General features: G+C 35.3%; 24 protein-coding genes and 1 pseudogene. 3 read left to right on the top strand and 22 right to left on the bottom strand.

All coding sequences use genetic code 11. The features are described 5' to 3' along the window. Window positions 1–9 precede the first annotated feature (9 nt). The 15 genes and pseudogenes from IPM14_13225 to IPM14_13155 all read right to left on the bottom strand — a co-directional run bounded on the left by IPM14_13225 (window position 10) and on the right by IPM14_13155 (window position 10,671). Entirely contained in the window at window positions 10–507 is a 498-nt protein-coding gene (locus IPM14_13225) for an N-acetyltransferase (GenBank protein ID MBK9099056.1), read from the bottom strand. Next, entirely contained in the window at window positions 504–1,091 is a 588-nt protein-coding gene (locus IPM14_13220; protein ID MBK9099055.1) for a YdeI/OmpD-associated family protein, read from the bottom strand. Before IPM14_13220 ends, IPM14_13225 begins: the two co-directional genes overlap by 4 nt. 6 nt (window positions 1,092–1,097) lie before the next feature. Then, window positions 1,098–1,544, bottom strand: coding sequence for a hypothetical protein (locus IPM14_13215; protein ID MBK9099054.1), 447 nt, complete (start codon window positions 1,542–1,544; stop codon window positions 1,098–1,100). A 106-nt stretch (window positions 1,545–1,650) separates the two neighbouring features. Then, window positions 1,651–2,052 (bottom strand): hypothetical protein, encoded by a 402-nt coding sequence (locus IPM14_13210; GenBank protein MBK9099053.1) that lies wholly within the window; start codon window positions 2,050–2,052, stop codon window positions 1,651–1,653. A 21-nt stretch (window positions 2,053–2,073) separates the two neighbouring features. Beyond that, window positions 2,074–2,508, bottom strand: a complete 435-nt coding sequence (locus IPM14_13205) for a hypothetical protein (GenBank protein ID MBK9099052.1) — start codon at window positions 2,506–2,508, stop codon at window positions 2,074–2,076. Window positions 2,509–2,809: 301 nt separating this feature from the next. Next, the gene (locus IPM14_13200) at window positions 2,810–3,961 is read right to left on the bottom strand and encodes an acyl-CoA/acyl-ACP dehydrogenase (protein ID MBK9099051.1); all 1,152 of its coding nucleotides are present in this window, start codon (window positions 3,959–3,961) and stop codon (window positions 2,810–2,812) included. 98 nt (window positions 3,962–4,059) lie between these two features. Next, complete coding sequence (locus tag IPM14_13195; protein ID MBK9099050.1) at window positions 4,060–4,932, bottom strand: helix-turn-helix transcriptional regulator; 873 nt, start codon at window positions 4,930–4,932, stop codon at window positions 4,060–4,062. A 143-nt stretch (window positions 4,933–5,075) separates the two neighbouring features. Next, window positions 5,076–5,618 carry a GNAT family N-acetyltransferase gene (locus tag IPM14_13190; GenBank protein ID MBK9099049.1) on the bottom strand — a complete coding sequence of 181 codons (543 nt, stop codon included), beginning with the start codon at window positions 5,616–5,618 and terminating at the stop codon, window positions 5,076–5,078. Window positions 5,619–5,623: 5 nt separating this feature from the next. Beyond that, window positions 5,624–6,545 (bottom strand): annotated as a pseudogene (locus tag IPM14_13185) (cysteine synthase family protein). Between the two features lie 17 nt (window positions 6,546–6,562). Beyond that, entirely contained in the window at window positions 6,563–7,468 is a 906-nt protein-coding gene (locus IPM14_13180; GenBank protein ID MBK9099048.1) for a polysaccharide deacetylase family protein, read from the bottom strand. Window positions 7,469–7,484: 16 nt separating this feature from the next. Next, on the bottom strand, window positions 7,485–8,072 hold the full coding sequence (locus tag IPM14_13175; GenBank protein MBK9099047.1) for an isoprenylcysteine carboxylmethyltransferase family protein: 588 nt from the start codon (window positions 8,070–8,072) through the stop codon (window positions 7,485–7,487). Then, window positions 8,062–8,475 carry a hypothetical protein gene (locus IPM14_13170; protein ID MBK9099046.1) on the bottom strand — a complete coding sequence of 138 codons (414 nt, stop codon included), beginning with the start codon at window positions 8,473–8,475 and terminating at the stop codon, window positions 8,062–8,064. The genes IPM14_13175 and IPM14_13170 overlap by 11 nt, the downstream gene beginning before the upstream one ends. Window positions 8,476–8,678: 203 nt before the next feature. Further along, window positions 8,679–9,017 (bottom strand): hypothetical protein, encoded by a 339-nt coding sequence (locus IPM14_13165; GenBank protein MBK9099045.1) that lies wholly within the window; start codon window positions 9,015–9,017, stop codon window positions 8,679–8,681. 28 nt (window positions 9,018–9,045) lie between these two features. Beyond that, complete coding sequence (locus tag IPM14_13160) at window positions 9,046–9,831, bottom strand: nucleotidyltransferase domain-containing protein (GenBank protein ID MBK9099044.1); 786 nt, start codon at window positions 9,829–9,831, stop codon at window positions 9,046–9,048. A gap of 75 nt (window positions 9,832–9,906) precedes the next feature. Beyond that, entirely contained in the window at window positions 9,907–10,671 is a 765-nt protein-coding gene (locus tag IPM14_13155; protein ID MBK9099043.1) for a class I SAM-dependent methyltransferase, read from the bottom strand. A gap of 119 nt (window positions 10,672–10,790) precedes the next feature. On the opposite strand from IPM14_13155, the gene IPM14_13150 reads away from it, so the two are divergent. Next, on the top strand, window positions 10,791–11,627 hold the full coding sequence (locus IPM14_13150) for a glycerophosphodiester phosphodiesterase (GenBank protein ID MBK9099042.1): 837 nt from the start codon (window positions 10,791–10,793) through the stop codon (window positions 11,625–11,627). Window positions 11,628–11,723: 96 nt separating this feature from the next. On the opposite strand, the gene IPM14_13145 is transcribed toward IPM14_13150, so the two are convergent. The 5 genes from IPM14_13145 to IPM14_13125 all read right to left on the bottom strand — a co-directional run bounded on the left by IPM14_13145 (window position 11,724) and on the right by IPM14_13125 (window position 14,730). Next, entirely contained in the window at window positions 11,724–12,305 is a 582-nt protein-coding gene (locus IPM14_13145) for a transposase family protein (protein ID MBK9099041.1), read from the bottom strand. A gap of 167 nt (window positions 12,306–12,472) precedes the next feature. After that, window positions 12,473–12,691 (bottom strand): hypothetical protein, encoded by a 219-nt coding sequence (locus tag IPM14_13140; protein ID MBK9099040.1) that lies wholly within the window; start codon window positions 12,689–12,691, stop codon window positions 12,473–12,475. 175 nt (window positions 12,692–12,866) lie between these two features. After that, on the bottom strand, window positions 12,867–13,388 hold the full coding sequence (locus IPM14_13135; protein MBK9099039.1) for a hypothetical protein: 522 nt from the start codon (window positions 13,386–13,388) through the stop codon (window positions 12,867–12,869). 242 nt (window positions 13,389–13,630) lie between these two features. Continuing rightward, complete coding sequence (locus tag IPM14_13130; GenBank protein ID MBK9099038.1) at window positions 13,631–13,996, bottom strand: hypothetical protein; 366 nt, start codon at window positions 13,994–13,996, stop codon at window positions 13,631–13,633. Window positions 13,997–14,250: 254 nt separating this feature from the next. Continuing rightward, window positions 14,251–14,730 (bottom strand): hypothetical protein, encoded by a 480-nt coding sequence (locus tag IPM14_13125; GenBank protein ID MBK9099037.1) that lies wholly within the window; start codon window positions 14,728–14,730, stop codon window positions 14,251–14,253. Between the two features lie 267 nt (window positions 14,731–14,997). Between IPM14_13125 and IPM14_13120 the strand changes: the two genes are divergently transcribed. After that, on the top strand, window positions 14,998–15,210 hold the full coding sequence (locus tag IPM14_13120; protein MBK9099036.1) for a hypothetical protein: 213 nt from the start codon (window positions 14,998–15,000) through the stop codon (window positions 15,208–15,210). A 655-nt stretch (window positions 15,211–15,865) separates the two neighbouring features. On the opposite strand, the gene IPM14_13115 is transcribed toward IPM14_13120, so the two are convergent. Then, window positions 15,866–16,159, bottom strand: coding sequence for a hypothetical protein (locus IPM14_13115; protein ID MBK9099035.1), 294 nt, complete (start codon window positions 16,157–16,159; stop codon window positions 15,866–15,868). 151 nt (window positions 16,160–16,310) lie between these two features. Next, complete coding sequence (locus IPM14_13110) at window positions 16,311–16,880, bottom strand: hypothetical protein (GenBank protein ID MBK9099034.1); 570 nt, start codon at window positions 16,878–16,880, stop codon at window positions 16,311–16,313. Window positions 16,881–17,105: 225 nt separating this feature from the next. Between IPM14_13110 and IPM14_13105 the strand changes: the two genes are divergently transcribed. Then, window positions 17,106–18,092 (top strand): integron integrase, encoded by a 987-nt coding sequence (locus IPM14_13105; GenBank protein ID MBK9099033.1) that lies wholly within the window; start codon window positions 17,106–17,108, stop codon window positions 18,090–18,092. The last annotated feature ends 161 nt before the right edge of the window (window positions 18,093–18,253 follow it).

The raw sequence follows: 18,253 nt of genomic DNA, 5'->3' as shown, positions 1-18,253 counted from the left end.
CCCGAAAATTTAATTTCCCAGTTTTTTCCCATAAATAAATTGACCGCAAATTGTACCATCAATCTCGGCGATATCCGGTAGATGACCCCATTTATCAAATCCGAATTTTTCAAGAATTTGAATGCTTGGTTTGTTAAGATCAAGCAGAATAGAAATTAGATTTTTAAAACCAAGTAATTCAGCTGACTCAATTGTGTGTCGAATTAATGAACTTACTACACCTTTCTTTCTGTGATCTTTATGAATGTAGTAACTGATTTCCGCAACAGTTCTCAGAGCTTTTCTTCCGGGTCTGTGCGGACTCAGTGAACACCAGCCGATAATCTCACCATTCTCTTCTGCAACATAAATCGGATATGTATCTGCCGAATGTTGTGCAAACCAATCTTTCCTGCTTTCGACAGTAACATATTCAGTATCTGCCGTAGCGAATTTTTCATCAACAGCATGATTGTAAATTTTTACAATTGTCTCAAGATCATCTTTAGTAAAATTTCGTATTATCATCTGGATTTTGATTTCACTTTAGGATTTAGCAAATCGATCCTTCGTTTCTTTTCGCAGTCATTAATTAAAACATTAAGCCTTCGCTGACGTGTCTCTTCTTTCTTTGCACTCATAATCCAGAAACTCACTATTCTTTTATAGTATGGCGCCTGGATTTGAAAAAATTCAAAGGCATCTTTATTCTCTTTAAATTTCTTCCCGTATTCAGTTGAAAGTTTTTCAATCTTTTCTTCATAGGAATATTTCACACTTTTATAGTTTTTCCGGTTTTCAAATTCCTTCAATCCGGCAGGCTTCATCTTTCCCGCTTTTATTAATTCTTTAGCTCTCTTAATATTCACATTGCTCCACTTACTTTCCTTTCTTCTCGGAGTAAAACGAATATGATATCGCTCTTCATCAATACTTTTTCTGATGCCGTCAATCCAGCCAAAGCATAAAGCCTCATCGAGAGCCTGAGAATATGTAACGCTTTTGTTTTTAGTGTGAACCTTGAAGAATCCAACATAAATCTCGTTAGATTTATTATGATTTTTCTCCAGCCATTTTCCGAAATCGTTTTGAGTTTTGAAATATTTTATCATTCTAATTCAATCCTCAACAATCATATAATTAAATTCTCTCCGCTTAACTTCACCACTAACTATTCCCTCAATTGCCGCTGTCAGCTTTCCGTCCTCAAGAAACTCATAGATAATTTTTTGTGGGAAGTCGTGCTCATCATTTTGGAATATAAATTTTCTAACTGAAAAATCAGTTAGAGCAAAAAGAGTAATGTTTTGATTTGAAGGCATTGCTACGTAAGTCCAGGTATCATCAAACTTTTTCAGAAAAAGTCTTTCACTTAATATTGTGTCTCCTTCTGCAGTGCTAAAACCAGCACCAGCAAGTTCTTTTTCATTTAGCAATTCCCATTCTTCAAAATACTCTATGTTATCAGAAATCATTTTCCATTTGCCGGGGAATAGCTTAGTAATGGAGTCATCCTGCGCCAGGATGTTTGAGAAAAACAAAAACAAAAGAATTAATGTTTTCATATTATAAAATGTAATGTGATAAGAAAAATGAAAACAAGATTAAAAAAGAAATAATTGACCAAAAAACTTTGCATTCAATCCAAAATAAGAAATGTGTTCAATATACTTATTGCACAAAAACTGAATCAATTAGATATGAATTATCGGGTTGTTTTACCTTAACCAAAAACAAACCTTGTTGCTCGGGGACAACTTTACGAATTGTACCTCTCATTTCAACAATTACTGCTGAACATACTGTTGGAAAATCAGGCTTTTTACCCCAAACTTGTATTTCGACTTCTTCGGGTTTTTTAATTTCTTCAAATCGTGAAATTGTGTGACAACCATCCGGACCAACAAAGCCATAGAATTTAATTAGTAATGTATCGCCTAATAAAATAGAATTCGGATGTACTAAACTATCCACTTTAATTTTATATTCGATATAATTGTATTCGGGTTCTGTGGAGCAGGCAGAAAGAATTAACATGGCAATAGGTAGAAATAGAAGCCAAATATATTTCATTATTCACCTCAATTTTTATTATTAATTTATTCTAAAATTTTTTCTGACAGATGACGAATTATTATTAAGTAAAAATGCTTCTATCTCATAACTGCCCTGTGGAAGATATTTGTAATACTGATCAACTAATGGTAGTCTGATTTCAAATTGCTTTGACTCTCCACTTTTTAGAGTTAAAGATGATAGTACAGCCGCACATACTTCAGGCAGTTGACGATAAACAGTGTTTCCACTTTTTATTATTAAACCATACTGGCAACTTGATGAAAATCGGAAGTTTACAGTTCGAATTGAGTAATTTGTTACATTGAAAGTTCCCAGAAGTGTATCGGCTACTGAAAAATTTTGTTGATAGATCTTAAGATTTAATGCTATATCGCTATCGCCACTGTCGGTTACATTACAGCTTGTAACGAGAATCATAAGCCAGAGAAAGTTCGAAATTATTAGCTTCATAATTATGACTAACTCCTATTGCTTTATACAAAGTTTAATGATCTATTAACAATTTCATTTGAATACAAAACTGCTTACGGGAAAATTACAATTGGAGTTAATTAATTCAAACGTTAAAATTTGCCCTATTAAACCGAGTCAATATCAATGCTTAACTGAAAGTAAGTAATAAATGCCGAAAACATAATAGAGTTTTGTCATTTAGTCGGAAGGCTGGATATAAATATTAAGTTAATAATAATTAACAGGGACACTGCGCGCTGTGTCCCTTTGCTTTCACATATGCGAGAACATTAAGTTTTTATGCAGCTAATATTACAGGTGATTTTTGAGAAGCATTTTTCAAAATATATTCACCCGAAAAACGAAGCTGGTCCTTTTCCTGAAGCGGATGATACTTTGCTGCCTGAACATCTCTGAAAAGTCTTTCAAGTCCAAAGCTGCGATAAAATCCTTGTCCACCGACAATCTCCATAGCTTTTTCGACAACTTTAATCGAGGCATTTGCTGCATTAGTTTTTCTTGATAATATATTCTGACCGTTCTGATCAATTGGTTTGAAGTCAAAATCATTCGCGATCCTTATCATATCTTTCACATTCAACTCAGCAGTTGTAAGTGCATTGTGCATTTCACCAATAAGATCAGGAAGATATGGTCTGATTTTCTTTTGATTTGCCGCTTGCTTGATGGCGATCTGTTCAGCCTTTTGAGCGATTCCAAGATAAACAGACATAATCAACGGCATTGCAACTGTAAGTATCACATTCCATACAGGATGAAATTCTCCTCGTGGTCTGCGTAGAGAGATTGCTGTCTCAGGAATGAAAACTTTATCCAGCTTTACGCTGTGTGAACCTGTTCCTCTCATTCCCATCGCCTGCCAGTTATTCATAACAGTTATTCCTTGTGATTTGATCGGAATTGAAAAATGTAAGACCTGCCAGCCTTGTTCGGGATCTTCATATGCAGCACTTGTTACTAAGATATCGCCTCCGGCTGATTGACTCGCAAAATGTTTTATTGCTGTTACGAGAAATCCATCTTTTGTTTTTTCCATTTCACCGCTTGATTCAAGCCAGTCATTTGCTCCGGTGCTTATAAGAACCGGCTGATTAGCTGCAACTTTTTTCAACATTTCTTCCATTCCCTGTCCTTGCCTGTATTTCCAGACATTTGCAGAAAGAAGATGCTGATGCATTGAAAGAGCTAATGCTGTTGATCCGCAGTACTGAGCTAAAACCCGAAGTATATCACACATTTCCGAATGAGTAACACCAATGCCTCCGAGTTCTTCAGGAATTATTGCTTTAAAGAATCCGTGTTCTTTTAACGCAGCGTAATTTTCCGCAACGAACGAATCATTAGTATCCGATAGTTCTGCTCTTGATTCAAAATCCTTTCCAAGCTTATGAATAAGCTCAATCCAACTACTATTCGATTGAACTGACATAAATAACCTCCTTATTATTTTTCAAATTGACGCTGAAAATTTAAATGATATGAAAGAAGGTTACTTTGCTGAGAAGTCCAAAAATTTGTTTTTATGGTTCAGTGTTGAGAAATTGGTTGATTTCTGAATTGAGTCGGTGACAATCCAAACCTGCTCTTGAATGCTCTGCTGAAATGCGAGAGATCTTCAAAACCACTCTCAAATACTATTTGAGAGATATTCATATGGTTATTTCTCAACAATACTGCTGAGTATTCAAGCCTTTTGTTCAAAAGCCACCTGCCAGGTGTTTCATTATACTGTTTCTGGAATTCCCTTTTGAAGGATGACAGACTTTTATGACATAGCTCAGCAAAATTTTCTAGTGACAAATTATAACGAAAGTTTGATTCCATTATTTCGCTTACCATTGGTGAATCCTGCGCTGCTACTTTTCGAAAGTAATTTGATAATTCGGGATTACTTCGGCTAACAAGTATGCTCAGAATTAGTTCTTTCAGTTTTAATTTTAACAAAGCTTCAGACGGCTGGTCAACCCCTGAAAAATAAGTCATCATCGATTGGAAAAAGACATTCAGCGCAGCATCATTATTTACACGAACTGTTGATTGGCTTGGCACAGATTTATCAAATTGATCTTTCATCTCAGCAGCATATTCTTTAACAACACTTCTGATAAAATCATCCGGTACAAAGAACAAAAGCAGGCAAAATTCTTCATTAAAAAATTGTTCTACTATTGCTGCACCTTTTTTGAAGTATAATGACTGTCCTGCTTCCGCAGTAAAACTTCCCTCGGTTGTGTGCCAGGTCTTTTTTCCTGAAACAACGTGAACGAGATAATCTGTATGAGTCCAGATACCGACAAACTTTTCTTCGAGCGGACATTTGTATTCTGCAAAAAGAAGCCCGCCGATTTCAAATTTGTTATAATGATCTTTTGACTTTATGTCTTCGTAAAGATTAATCATTTAGATATGCGTTAAATAAATGAACTATTTAGGTGAAAACTATAATGCTGTTCAGATAAATTCAATATTATTAGTTATTTAAACAAATATCCCGTCATCACTTACTACTTCTTATTTGCTTTTTCACCCGCTTAAAAAATTATTTAAAAATCGTAGTACCAAACCATTTTCCCCGGTTTTAACTCATCCGGTTGGCCAAGATGGAATCCCAGCCTCTTTGGTACTGCCGCGCTTGGAACATTTTCAGCGTCACATCGGATTTCAACAAGTTTAATACCTTTAAGAGATTTTGATAAATTAAACATAGCTTCTGCAGCCTCAGTTGCATAGCCTTTTCCGGTTACATCTGATCTAAGCCAATAACCAATCTCGACACGGTCTGCGGATTCAAAATTCACACGACCATCCTTATTCCTTGGAAACAAGCTGACTTCACCGAGCAAAGTCATTTCATCTGAAGTGAATATTGCAAACCGCCATTCTTTACCCGCATTAAAATCGGATTTAAAACCTGATAGTCGTAACTCTAATTTAGCAAGTGAAGCAGGTTTTGATATCCTTTCGGGTATCCATTCTTTAAGATGTTCAAAGTTTGATTGCAGGACGGGTGAAAGAATTTCTGCGTCATCACTCTCCCAGCATCTTAATATCAGGCGTTTTGTCTGGATTGATTTTGGTGTGATCATAATTATTAACTCCTATAAATGTCCGTGCTCAGATATTTCAAACCGGAATCACACATCAGTGTTACAATGTTGACTTCAGCACCTGTTCGTTCTGCAAATTGAATTGAAGCAGTAACATTCGCACCTGATGATGTTCCTGCAAAAAATCCTTCTTCACTTGCTAATCGCCTTGCCATTGCTTTCGCATCTTCAGTTTTGACTGAGATTATTTCATCGACAAGATCTGGTTCCCAAAGCGGAGGTGTGTAACCGATACCGACACCTTCAATTTTATGCGGACCGGGCTGACCACCCGAAAGTACAGGCGATTCTGCAGGCTCAACCGCTACAATTTTAATTTTAGGATTTTTTACTTTTCAGAATAGTTGCGACACCCCGCAATGATGCTGCTGTTCCGACAGAGTGAACAAACGCATCAATTTTACCGTTTGTCTGATTCCAGATTTCCTCACCAAGTGAATAATATCCCGTGATTGAATCTTCGTTAAAAAGCTGGTTTGTCCAATATGTGTTTGGATTTTTGCTGATTTCTTTAGCTGCTTCGATCATATCGAGAATTAATTTCTTTGTTGTCAGTCCTCCCTCACTCGGAATCATAGTAAGTTCTGCACCAAACGCTTTCATCTGTAATAGTTTGTCATTGCTGAATGCATCAGAAGTTACAATTCGAAGCTTGTATCCTTTAGCTGTGCAAATCAATGCCAGTGAAATTCCAGTGCTTCCTCCTGTATACTCAACAACAGTATAACCGGGTTTCAATCTTCCATTTTTCTCCGCACGCGATATCATTGCCAGTGCAGCGCGGTCTTTCATACTTCCTGTTGGATTTTCCCATTCAAGCTTTGCAAAAATTTTTCCACCATTCGATGGAACTACCTTTTGAAGCTGAACTAATGAAGTGTTACCAATCGCATTAAGAATATTCATTGCTGTATTCAGATCCTTTACAATCCTAATTTATTCATTCTTTCCTCTTCGTACGGACTATCCTCTGCAGGATATCTTATCACATCATCAAACTTGCCTGATTCTCTCGCAAGTCCCCAGATAATACTTTCACCCGCAGGGACTATATCAGGAATCATCTCAAATACCGGATCTGTCAGTGCATCATCAGCATCAATTAATTCCCATCCTTCCTTTTCAAACGCATCCATCAAGTCATTTAGAAACAATGCTGATGTCAAATTGTGATGAAGAAGCAGAGTGTGTTTGACTCTTCTTCCAAGTAATTTAAAAGCTATATCGTCGTAGTATTTGGCTCTGTCAATCAGATGCTCGATGTAATACTTTTTATATTTCTCAATACTTGAATCAGGGTTTTCCTCCATAAATTTTATCATCCGTGAATTGATGAACCAATCTGAGTTATCAATTGTAACATAACCGTTTTTGTAACCTGCTTGTTGAAGGAATATATTTATCGAATCTCTCTTTTCTCTTGTTTCACCAGCTTTGAGCATCGGGAATCTGAAATATTTCTGAAAGTTACTGTAGTCATTAATTAACGAATCGCATCTGAGAATATCATCCCTGAATTTTTCAAAATCATTATTCGGATTATTATAGTTGAGATGACTGTAAGTGTGGTTAGCGATTATGTGTCCAGCATCGTTCCAGCTTTGCATAATTTTTTCACCTTGTTCATTATCAAGATTTCTTCCGCAGACAAACAACACTGCCTGTAAATCTCTTTTTTCTAATTGATCTAAAATCACCTGATTCCAGACGTCGTTATCATACTGCAGGATATCTTTTGGGTTTCCATCATCGAATGTGAAGCAGACGGATGGTTTTTCCTGCGGGAATAAATTAATAGCAAACAGAAACAATAGTAATATTTTTTTCATTGATCATCTATTGAATTTAGATTAATAAATATCGTGGGACATTATTTTTATAATCCAGATACTTGACACCGTGTAAAGCTTCCAGATATTTCTCTTCTTTCAATATCATTTTATGTATTGAGATAAATGAAAGTACGGAGGAGATTATTATCAGAACATTTGCAACTGACAATATGTAAGCAAGAAACAAAATAATGTATGAAAGAAAATATGGGTTTCTCGTTACTTTAAATATTCCGCTGTTTATTAAATCTGTTTTATCATCTTCTTTAATACCGACACGCCATGAATCACGCATCTGTACTAAAGCAAGAAATGAGATTACAAGATTAAGAGATAATAAAAACATTCCGATAAATATTATATAATCATTTTCAAGGAAAGGAATCGGAATAAATAATTCATTTAGATATTCTGAAAGCACAGAAGTAATTGCAATTACAATTGTCACGGTAAATAATATTATTGAAATGCTTGCTTCTTTATTTTTGCCCCTGACCGTAGCTTTAAGTTTTTTTGATAACATTACGTTCTTAACAAAAAACATCGACTCAAAAAGAAACAAATGTGAGATTACAATTATTGCTATAATGTTATCTGACATACGGTACTTCTTGCTTTAAAGTTTTATAGCTGAAATACATAACCCACAAACCAAAAGGTATATCTATTCCCGCACAGAATGCGGGCCACCAAACGGGAACACCAGTATTGATATAAAAATGACCATAAGTAAAATCAAATAATCCATGCAGAGTTATACCTGCACCAACTAATATTGGAAACCGAAAGCTCCCCCATACCGCTAATACTGAAAAAAATAAAGTTACAGCAATTTCAATTAGTAAAGTTGGAATGGAATCAGTTAAAGTTGCAAAAAGTAAATAGTAGGATGCAATTATTATTAATAACGTAGGAAAGAAACTTCTGTCTTTTTCGTAGCCCGTAAGTTTTCCAAATATAATTAACACGACCGCCAAAGCTGCACCTATAATGAAAGCAGTCAATTAGTCTCCTCCTTTTGTTAACATAAATAATTTGCATCTAACCTTAGCTTAGTTAAAAACTGCTTATTAGAATTAGCTGGCAGGTTGAAGCATTGTTAATTTGTTTCTAAATCTTCCTGTAAGTTTTTAAACATACAGTAAGAAGATACCGGAATTATCAATATGAAGGAAATAATAATTAACTATTTCCTTTACAAACAATATTAACTGGCGGAAGGTTTTATTTGTTTTGTATTTAATGCTATCAAAAGAGTAATTACAAAAGCAGAAAGCAAAATAATGGCAGCCGAAATCCCGATCTTCCAAAAAGTTAACAATGCCATAATCAGAAGAATGCCGCTGCGAAAGATGCTACCTGATTTCGGTCCTTCTGCCCGTCTGCATGCAAAAGCTGAGATTACAATAAGCCCACCGATAACAATACCAAATGTCAAATCAACCCATACAACTTGCTGATCTGTTCCGCCGAAAAAGAAAAAATACAACCAGATGATTACTCCGGCAAGAAATGTTGCTGCTGGCAGAATAAATTTTTTTTCCATTTGTACCCCCAATGAGTAATTGTAGTGATTACCAAACTTCTTCAAGTGCCGAACGGAACAGCAGGTTTAATTTTTCCGTGTCATATTCAGTTTTCGGGAAGTCGAATTTTTTCTTGCTCAATCTCTCAACTTCATACTCGATGAAATTACTGATCTCCGGGATCCTTTCACCCCACGACAACTCCGCACCTTTTCTTTTTTTCTCAATCAATTCATCAATTGCCTTTTTCAATTTCGCTTCTTTAACAATTTCATCCGCCAGCTTTTCAAATTTCGTCGGGACAGGACCGAGATTATTTTCAATCCAGATGCTAGCCAGTACAGGACGCAGAACATAAAAATATTTTTTCAGCCATACTTTATCGTGTTTCAGATAATCGCGGAGATTTCCTTCTGCCATATTTGTATAGTGATGAATGCAGGCTAGCGGTGAATAGTAAACCGGCAAAAGTGATTTAATCTTTTCGTAAATACTGAACTGCTTCATATAAACGATTGGTGACTGAAACCATTCAAGCAAAGGCGGATTTGATTTCCTGAAAAGCTTTAACGTTTTTTTCAAATCCCAGCCGCTTAAGTCAATATCATCAACAATTGGTTTTTCGATTACATCCCGTCCTTCATCGATGGAAAGATAGAACTCCGGTTTCCTGATGTAAATAAAACGGACATCATAATCACTGTCGTTAGAAGGAAAACCCCACGCTCTGCTTCCCGATTCGCAGGCATAAAGAATTTTGACTTCATTTTCAGACTGGATTTTTTCCAGCCTGCTTTTTATTTCCCTGAGTATTTCGTTTTCGATCAAATGCATAAATATGTTTAAATGACCACCAGGCTCACCGGTGTTAATAAAGCACTGCGTATATATTTACAGCGCATTTACCTGTCAACTATTTTTCTTTTTCAAATAGATGGCACTCTGACCATCTGCTTCTGTCCCGTGTGTAAATTGTATTATTGAGTATCCGATTTCATCAAGTATAGAGAATAAATATTCTTTTCTGTATCGTACGATGTGAAGCGGACCAGAGCACTTCAAGCGATAGTTCTCTGGATTTATTGAAATATCCGGAACATCCTCCTCAACAAAAGCTGTAAAAAATATTTTGCCTCCTTCATCAAGAATGCGTAAGAATTCTTTTAAGTAAACGCGCATATCCTCTTCAGTTGTATGAGAAAAAACCGAATACAGATAAATTATATCAATGCTTTTTGCAGGAATATCAAAATGGAAACTATCATCAATCCTAATTCCTTGTATGTTGTATCGCTCATTGTAAAGATCAAGATGCTTGAATTTAAAAGATAAGTGATTCTGTTCGATATAACGTTTACACCAATCAATGGATTTCTTATCGACATCTACTCCTGTGTAATCAAGCTCACCAATTACCCGGAGAATACCATTGGGTAAACGGCCCTGGCCGCATCCTACGTCTAACACCCGGCTTTTCTTACTGCACTGAAAATGATCAATCAATCGTCTGGCTTCTGCTTCGGCGGATTTTAAGTAGAAGTTATCGTCTTTGAATTCCAGACCGCACCACCTTTTATCTGGTGAAGGTATGATGCTTCCGGAAATTTCCACATATTCCTGCTTCGGTAAGATCTTCTGAACAGCCCGATGAACTATATCTGAAAATTGCTTCATAATTTTTTAGTTAGTTTATTTCTTAAGGTTATGTAACTAAGCCGAAATGTGTAAAAACTTATTCACCTTTTAATACTTATGTAAACATAATAAATTGTCAAATAAACTATAGAGTAATATTGAACAAGATTTTTACATACTGCCTGATAATATTTAGCTGCCTTGGCTGTGAATGCGCATTAGCTCAGCCATTGATAGTAGCTCACAGAGGTGCATCAGCTTATGCACCGGAAAATACAATCGCAGCATTTAAAAAAGCTTTGGAGTTAGGTGCAGATGCGCTTGAACTTGATTTGAGGCAGACATCAGACAGCGTACTTGTAGTTCTGCACGATACTGACGTTGAGAGAACGACCAATGGAAAAGGAAATGTAAAATATTTTTCTTTTGAAGAATTACAAAAACTTGATGCGGGTTCGTGGTTCGATAAGAAATTCAGTGATGAAAAAATACCCTCTCTCCGGGAAGTAATTGATCTGCTGGATGACAGTACATTAATCATTATCGAATTGAAGGAAGGAAACGAAACTTACCCAGGAATCGAGGAGCGAGTCGTAGAACTAGTGAATCAAAATAATATTGAATCGCAGACAATCCTTAAATCGTTTGACCCTAACGTGCTTAAGAGATTGAGAATTTTAGAACCGGATATTCCCCTGCTTTATGTTTATGCATTGAGAATTCCCTGGCTCGGAATGATCATCGATCGCGGTGTTACATTCGACAGCGTGTACGATCTTGATGTGGAGTATCTTCAGCCGCATCGCTTCTTCCTTTCACAATCATTTGTTAATGACGCACAATCAAAAAGCTTTAAAATAATTTCCTGGGGAGTTAACAGTACAGAAGCAATTAATGAATCGTTTGACTTTGGTGTTGATGGGATTGAAACTGATTATCCCGATAAAGTCCTTGGGATCATTAATGAAATAAGAAATGGAAGCGATTCGGAATAAGAAATAAGTATAACAGCGTTGCAACTAACAAGCGGCTGCACCGTTTTTTATGTTTACTTTTTGTTTAACTGATAATGCCTGCCTGCCGGTAGTGTACTACTTCAGTAATTCGGTAACATGACGCAGGCAGTCTAAAGGAGTTAAATAATTTAAAGAACCATGACGACGTTGATAATTATAACGAAATAAGTAACTACTAATTTCAGATGATAAAGTATCTAAAGATTGACCAAAGTTCAAATGGATTAAACATTCTTGATGTAAGATCCGCCAAAAACGTTCAATCTTACCATTGGATTGAGGATGATATGGCCGAGTGTATGTATGATCAATACCAACGATACTAAGCATAGTTTCAAAGAAATGAGTTCTTTTAGCTTTTTGAGAAGTAAAAGCAGTGAACTCAACACCGTTATCAGTCATAACCCGCTCAAGGCGGATGCCGTGAGCTAAGAAGAAACGGACAGAGTAAAAAAATGCTTTTGAAACTTCAGCTGCATTTATTGCAGGAATCACTTGTAGATAAGCTAATCGGCTATAATCATCGATGATGCCGAACAGATAGTATCTTTTTCTATCTTGCATCATTGATTTAGCAAGATGATAAGTATCTGCGTGAAGAAGTTCACCAGGATACTTTTTAACATAACGTTTGATCTTTTGTTTTCTTTTTAGCATTTAATGGATATCTCTTAAAAGTTCTATAAATCGTTGAAACAGAAGGATGAAAATCAAATTTGTTCTCTAATAAATGAAATATTTCAAATTCATTAGCACCAAGTCTGCGCCGAATTTTAATAATTATTCGTTCTTCATCTTTGGTGAGAAGTTTATACTTACCAGGTCTAGGGCCTCTTTTTATGTGGAAGAAGAGCAGATTGATCTTTACCAGATTTAATCCATCGTTCGTAATATTTCCTTATATCCTTACGATGGATATGGTGAACTTCACAAAGTTGATTAACTGTCTTAAATACAGAAAAATCACCAGATTTGATTTTTTCATAATCGCGCAAAATGGTTAACCATTTTGCAGTAATGGCACTGATTGTTGATTTGTTCATAATAACACCAGAATATTATTTGAAAAATAACTCCAGTGTTACCGAAATGCTGAAGAATTATACGGTAGGCAGGTTATTTACTTACTAAAAACTTTTTCTTACATAACCAACCCGAACTGCAAATGCCAAGACCTGAATGAAGCCGTCTTTGTTGAGTTGCTGGTTAGGTAGCTTTTTAATTTTTGTTATAAACCAAATTAATTTTATTACTATAAATTGAACCAGAAATAGCATTACAACATTTTAAAAATTTGTCTTCATATACCAATTCTATTTTATAATTTCCATAATTAATATTCTTCCCACGAAACATCATTTTTTCACTAGCGTAATCAGATATATCAAAATCAAAAATAAAACTAATTTCTTTTGATGGATCAATTTCTATATAATCACTACATGAAGGCACTACGAAGTCTATAAACATTTGAAGATCATATCTGACACTATCTTCGAACAGAACAATTGGATTCCAATCTCTATGAAAATTGGATAAGATTGAAATAGTTGTTTTTGAATTATTCATCAAATAAACTTTCAATTTTGCAATAGGTTCTTGTGTAGTAACAACTGAATCTATTATGTCCAATCTGACAGAAACTTCTTTCTCTTGAGGTTGTTGAAAATTAGAGAAAGTGCAACAAGAACTAATCAAAAAGGAAAATGATATTATAATTAATACTATAATTTTTTCCATTTAAAATAGCTACCTAACGGCGTTGTGCCTAAGCTGCTGCCCAGAATGACAATGCAGTATAGAACACAACTGCAAATGATTTTGTAAACTGTGCTTATCTTTTTCCCAAGCACAGTTTACAAGTTAGTTAATTAGAATGAACACTATTACCAAAAAACCTTCTTACGGAACAATTAACCCGAAAATATTTGAAATGCCGATTGCGAATTGGCAGTCAGCTTGAGGCACGGGTTAGCTGTAGTTTATAATTTTTTAGAACTCATTCTTGACAAAGGAAAAGCATAAGACTTATCCTTAATCAGAAAAATTATTTTATACCCTTTAAATTCACTAAGAGCATCTTTTCTAATTGAACTTTTAGATATATACCAGGGATTAATCTGGAAATAATAGTAGCCAGTATCTAATTTATCATAGTTAGGATTGAAATAAATCGAGTCGTTTGAATCTGTAAATATTATTTGTACTTCAGTTATTTCAGGAACATTAAAAATAAATGTTTCATTTCGCATTGATGGTGAACATGGATTTGGATAACTGAATCTAAATGAAGGATCAAGTGGAACATTTACGTAAATTGGGTAAGCACACGCAAATTCATTTCTCATTTGGTTTATATCCCTATCAGCACCAATAATTTAACGTAGAATTGATACGAACTATCAATTGTAGTGTATAGTTTTATTTGAGAAATTATATCATTAGAACAGTATATAAAGATAATCAAGAACAATATTTCTGTAATAACTTTTCTTTTCATTTTTGATACAGCTAACATCCAGGCTCAGCTGCAAGACAACTTGGCGCGCCCTTTGCGCATGCAAAGGGCGTGACGAGTTGACTTGTCAGCTGCAGCCATTTGTTAGGCGGCACCGGCGCCACCGCCCTTTCCGGGACCGGCAGCCCGGATAGCACCTACGATAGCGGAAACGAACCGGTCAAATTCCTCGCGTTTTGGTCCAACCTTCGCGATGGTTAACACTGGCGTACCCGCAGAGTTATTGAACGAAGCCCACTCGACGCGACGAAACGTTACGGCTGCAAGTAACACTCCACCGACTGCGACCACCCAGAGAAGTCCCATCCAGAACTGAGGAAGTACTTCAGTGAAGCCCAGAGCCAGAATTGCGCTCACGACCGCCAAGACGATACCTTGCCAGAATCCGCGAGAGCGAGCCCAGAGACGATCAGCAACCGGAACGAGCGAATTCAGTTGCACCGTCATTTCAAATCGCGGACCCAGCGATGTGGTTCCAGAGATTGCCACTTTGTCTGCAAACAGCGTGAATTCGCGACGACCGTCGAATCGTCGTTCCGAATACGTTGCGATAGCGTCTGACATTGCCGCCTAACGGCGTTGTGCCTAAGCTGCTGCCAGGAACAAGTTTGCAGAACAAAGGCACTAAAGCCAAAGATTAAGCCGAAGGTGCTTAACTTTTCTTGGTAGCACCGAAGGCAAGTAGTTAATTAAAAAGAACAATGTTAAACAAGAAACTAAAAACGGAGCAACAACTTATGAGAACCAAAATTGCTGAATGCGAAAGAGCAGTCAGCTTGAGGCACGGGTTAGTTGCGATTTTAATAAACATAAACTAAAAGGAGTAATAAAATGATAGAAATAAAATTTGCACAATATGATAATACAGTAATTTGTTTTATCAAAAATATTTTACTAAACCTTTCTAACATAAAAAGCCTAACGTTGGAAAAAACAGGAGTAGGCGTTTATGGAACAGATGGACGCTATACTTATTTGGAAACAAAAGAAGATTCTTCTGTAACCCCAATAATTTTATCAGAGGGAAAGAAGGCAACTTCTTGATTGCGACCAGATTCATCTTTAGAATAAAAATGGACACCATCTTTATCGGAAACTATATAGTCGGCTTTTACTTTTATAGGCTGAGAATCTTTTATATGAACCAAATAAGTTTTCATTATAGCACCTTTCGTTTTATTGATGAAATATTTTTGGGAAACAAATTGAAGCAACTAACGGCGTTGTGCCTAAGCTGCTGCCCAGAATGACAATGCAGTATAGAACACAACTGCAAATGATTTTGTAAACTGTGCTTATCTTTTTCCCAAGCACAGTTTACAAGTTAGTTAATTAGAATGAACACTATTACCAAAAACCTTCTTACGGAACAATTAACCCGAAAATATTTGAAATGCCGATTGCGAATTGGCAGTCAGCTTGAGGCACGGGTTAGCTGTAGTTTATAATTTTTTAGAACTCATTCTTGACAAAGGAAAAGCATAAGACTTATCCTTAATCAGAAAAAATTATTTTATACCCTTTTAAATTCACTAAGAGCATCTTTTCTAATTGAACTTTTAGATATATACCAGGATTAATCTGGAAATAATAGTAGCCAGTATCTAATTTATCATAGTTAGGATTGAAATAAATCGAGTCGTTTGAATCTGTAAATATTATTTACTCAGTTATTTCAGGAACATTAAAAATAAATGTTTCATTTCGCATTGATGGTGAAATATGGATTTGGATAACTGAATCTAAATGAAGGATCAAGTGGAACATTTACGTAAATTGGGTAAGCACACGCAAATTCATTTCTCATTTGGTTTATATCCCTATCAGCACCAATAAATTTAACGTAGAATTGATACGAACTATCAATTGTAGTGTATAGTTTTATTTGAGAAATTATATCATTAGAACAGTATATAAAGATAATCAAGAACAATATTTCTGTAATAACTTTTCTTTTCATTTTTGATACAGCTAACGGCGTTGCAACTAACAAGCGGTTGCACCGTTTTTAATGTTTATATTTTGTTTTACTGACAATGTTAATTATTTACTAAAAAATTTTAAAAAACAGAACCAACTTTAACTTGCAAATGCCAAGACTTGAATGAAGCCGTCTTTGTTGAGTTGCTGGTTATATGGCACTTTCATTTATATACTAATTTTGCGGATACAATTTTGTTATTAACACTGTGAATAATATAAAATTGATCTTCCTTTGATATTGTCTCTATATCTTTATAGTCTTTAAGATTTCCTTCGATTGAAATATTATAGTCTATCTCCAATACATATTCTAGTATATCTTTCTCGAACAATTCTTCATCGCCATCAAATCTCACTCTTGGAATAGAATCATTTTCAGAAGATTCAACAAAAGCTTGAAGTTCTTTATCATTTGCTTTTAGGGTTATCACTGTATTTTGAAGAATAACCTTTATATCGTCAAAATATTTTGAAAGATACTCATAGTAGTAAAGACTATCTTTTTCTTTATTTATACCTAAACTGTCTAAAATTTCAAAGTAATGATTATCTCCTTTCATTAAAAACATTTTCTTACTTTCAGCTAATTCAACGCCTAAAGAAATTGCCTTGAAAGCAGAGGAGGATACTAATCTATTTTGATAATCCTCCACTAAAGAAGTAACATCAATTGTTACACATCCATATAAAAGGAGTAATGATATTACTAAAGTTTTTAAGAGTGAATACATTTATAAACCTATAACGAATTACTTTGCCATATAACTAATACTTATCAGGAAATGCCCACATTGGTTTTTCAACAAATCCTGTTTTTTCTAATCCTAATATTAAGATAACTTCTAAAGAAGTCAATAAATAAATTTGATTACTGCACTAATACACAATTTATCTGCAATAATCGAATAATATTAGGATAGAACGATTCTTGATATTATTTTTGACCCGCAGTGCAAATTAAGAATCAATCTCAAAATCAATCTGGCAAACCAAAGCTGTTAGACCAGGTAAAAACTCATCTCCGCTCACTGCATTACAGCAGGCGGACTGAGGAATCCTATATCAACTGGATAAAACGTTTTATTATTTTTCATAATAAAACCCATCCGGAAAAACTTGGCAAAGACGAAATAAGGGAATTCCTTAATCATCTCGCGGTCGATAGAAACGTTTCTGCTTCAACACAAAACCAGGCACTCCAGGGAATTCTTTTTCTCTACAAAGAAATTATTCATAAAGATATCGGCTGGGTTGATGATATTAAGCGTCCGACAAAACCAAAGCACATCCCTGTTGTTTTTACAAAAGCTGAAGCACATTCTATAATTCAAAATATGGAAGGCTTGCCTAAAATTGTTGCCGGACTTTTATATGGTTCCGGTCTTCGTTTGTCTGAAGCATTGCGTCTGCGTGTTAAAGATATTGATTTTGAAATGAAAAGTATTATTGTCCGGGCAGGAAAAGGTGAAAAGGACAGACCAACTCTTCTTCCCGAATCATTAATCCCTCATCTCAAAGAACAAATTGAAAAACGTCGTGCGGTTCACAACTCAGATTTGAAAAAAGGATTTGGTGATACTGTTCTCCCCTATGCTCTCGCTGAAAAATATCCTAACGCATCTAAAGAATTCGGCTGGCAGTACGTATTTGCAGCAGATAAATATTTTTACGATGAAGGAACCAAAAAGAAGTTTAGACTTCATATTCACGATTCAACAGTTTCAAAGGCAATTAAAAATTCAATAAGAAAACTTAAAATAGAAAAACCAACTGCTAGTGCGCATACTTTCCGGCACAGTTTTGCAACACATCTTCTGCAAAATAATTATGACATCAGAACCGTTCAGGAGCTTCTCGGTCATAAGGATGTTCGTATTACGATGGTTTACTTACATATAATAAAAAATCTAAGTAAGAATGTGAAAAGCCATTTGGATTTTTAATTTAATATTTCCTGTGAATGTTTTCATTTTACAGCCTGCCACAATTACTTAACAGAAAAAACTATTTTAACCGGCACAAATTAAAAAACTGCATTTTTTGTTCACATTCAAAGTTTGCACTACTTCGCTACTATTTCGCTATAATTCCGTTACAATTTCGC

The sequence above is a fragment of the bacterium genome, from assembly GCA_016716565.1.
Taxonomy (GTDB): domain Bacteria; phylum Bacteroidota; class Ignavibacteria; order Ignavibacteriales; family Ignavibacteriaceae; genus IGN2.
The sequence above is the reverse complement of the archived record's forward strand: the minus strand, read 5'-3'. Positions and strand labels throughout refer to the sequence as shown.

What these genes read in the sequence shown, in the direction of transcription:
- IPM14_13175 (MBK9099047.1), bottom strand. Translation starts at nt 8,072, where the DNA reads ATGTCAGATAACATTATAGCAATAATTGTAATCTCACATTTGTTTCTT.
- IPM14_13135 (MBK9099039.1), bottom strand. Translation starts at nt 13,388, where the DNA reads ATGGAAAAAATTATAGTATTAATTATAATATCATTTTCCTTTTTGATT.
- IPM14_13190 (MBK9099049.1), bottom strand. Translation starts at nt 5,618, where the DNA reads ATGATCACACCAAAATCAATCCAGACAAAACGCCTGATATTAAGATGC.
- IPM14_13145 (MBK9099041.1), bottom strand. Translation starts at nt 12,305, where the DNA reads ATGCTAAAAAGAAAACAAAAGATCAAACGTTATGTTAAAAAGTATCCT.
- IPM14_13130 (MBK9099038.1), bottom strand. Translation starts at nt 13,996, where the DNA reads ATGAGAAATGAATTTGCGTGTGCTTACCCAATTTACGTAAATGTTCCA.
- IPM14_13225 (MBK9099056.1), bottom strand. Translation starts at nt 507, where the DNA reads ATGATAATACGAAATTTTACTAAAGATGATCTTGAGACAATTGTAAAA.
- IPM14_13155 (MBK9099043.1), bottom strand. Translation starts at nt 10,671, where the DNA reads ATGAAGCAATTTTCAGATATAGTTCATCGGGCTGTTCAGAAGATCTTA.
- IPM14_13210 (MBK9099053.1), bottom strand. Translation starts at nt 2,052, where the DNA reads ATGAAATATATTTGGCTTCTATTTCTACCTATTGCCATGTTAATTCTT.
- IPM14_13220 (MBK9099055.1), bottom strand. Translation starts at nt 1,091, where the DNA reads ATGATAAAATATTTCAAAACTCAAAACGATTTCGGAAAATGGCTGGAG.
- IPM14_13125 (MBK9099037.1), bottom strand. Translation starts at nt 14,730, where the DNA reads ATGTCAGACGCTATCGCAACGTATTCGGAACGACGATTCGACGGTCGT.
- IPM14_13165 (MBK9099045.1), bottom strand. Translation starts at nt 9,017, where the DNA reads ATGGAAAAAAAATTTATTCTGCCAGCAGCAACATTTCTTGCCGGAGTA.
- IPM14_13200 (MBK9099051.1), bottom strand. Translation starts at nt 3,961, where the DNA reads ATGTCAGTTCAATCGAATAGTAGTTGGATTGAGCTTATTCATAAGCTT.
- IPM14_13205 (MBK9099052.1), bottom strand. Translation starts at nt 2,508, where the DNA reads ATGAAGCTAATAATTTCGAACTTTCTCTGGCTTATGATTCTCGTTACA.
- IPM14_13180 (MBK9099048.1), bottom strand. Translation starts at nt 7,468, where the DNA reads ATGAAAAAAATATTACTATTGTTTCTGTTTGCTATTAATTTATTCCCG.
- IPM14_13110 (MBK9099034.1), bottom strand. Translation starts at nt 16,880, where the DNA reads ATGTATTCACTCTTAAAAACTTTAGTAATATCATTACTCCTTTTATAT.
- IPM14_13140 (MBK9099040.1), bottom strand. Translation starts at nt 12,691, where the DNA reads ATGAACAAATCAACAATCAGTGCCATTACTGCAAAATGGTTAACCATT.
- IPM14_13215 (MBK9099054.1), bottom strand. Translation starts at nt 1,544, where the DNA reads ATGAAAACATTAATTCTTTTGTTTTTGTTTTTCTCAAACATCCTGGCG.
- IPM14_13120 (MBK9099036.1), top strand. Translation starts at nt 14,998, where the DNA reads ATGATAGAAATAAAATTTGCACAATATGATAATACAGTAATTTGTTTT.
- IPM14_13160 (MBK9099044.1), bottom strand. Translation starts at nt 9,831, where the DNA reads ATGCATTTGATCGAAAACGAAATACTCAGGGAAATAAAAAGCAGGCTG.
- IPM14_13195 (MBK9099050.1), bottom strand. Translation starts at nt 4,932, where the DNA reads ATGATTAATCTTTACGAAGACATAAAGTCAAAAGATCATTATAACAAA.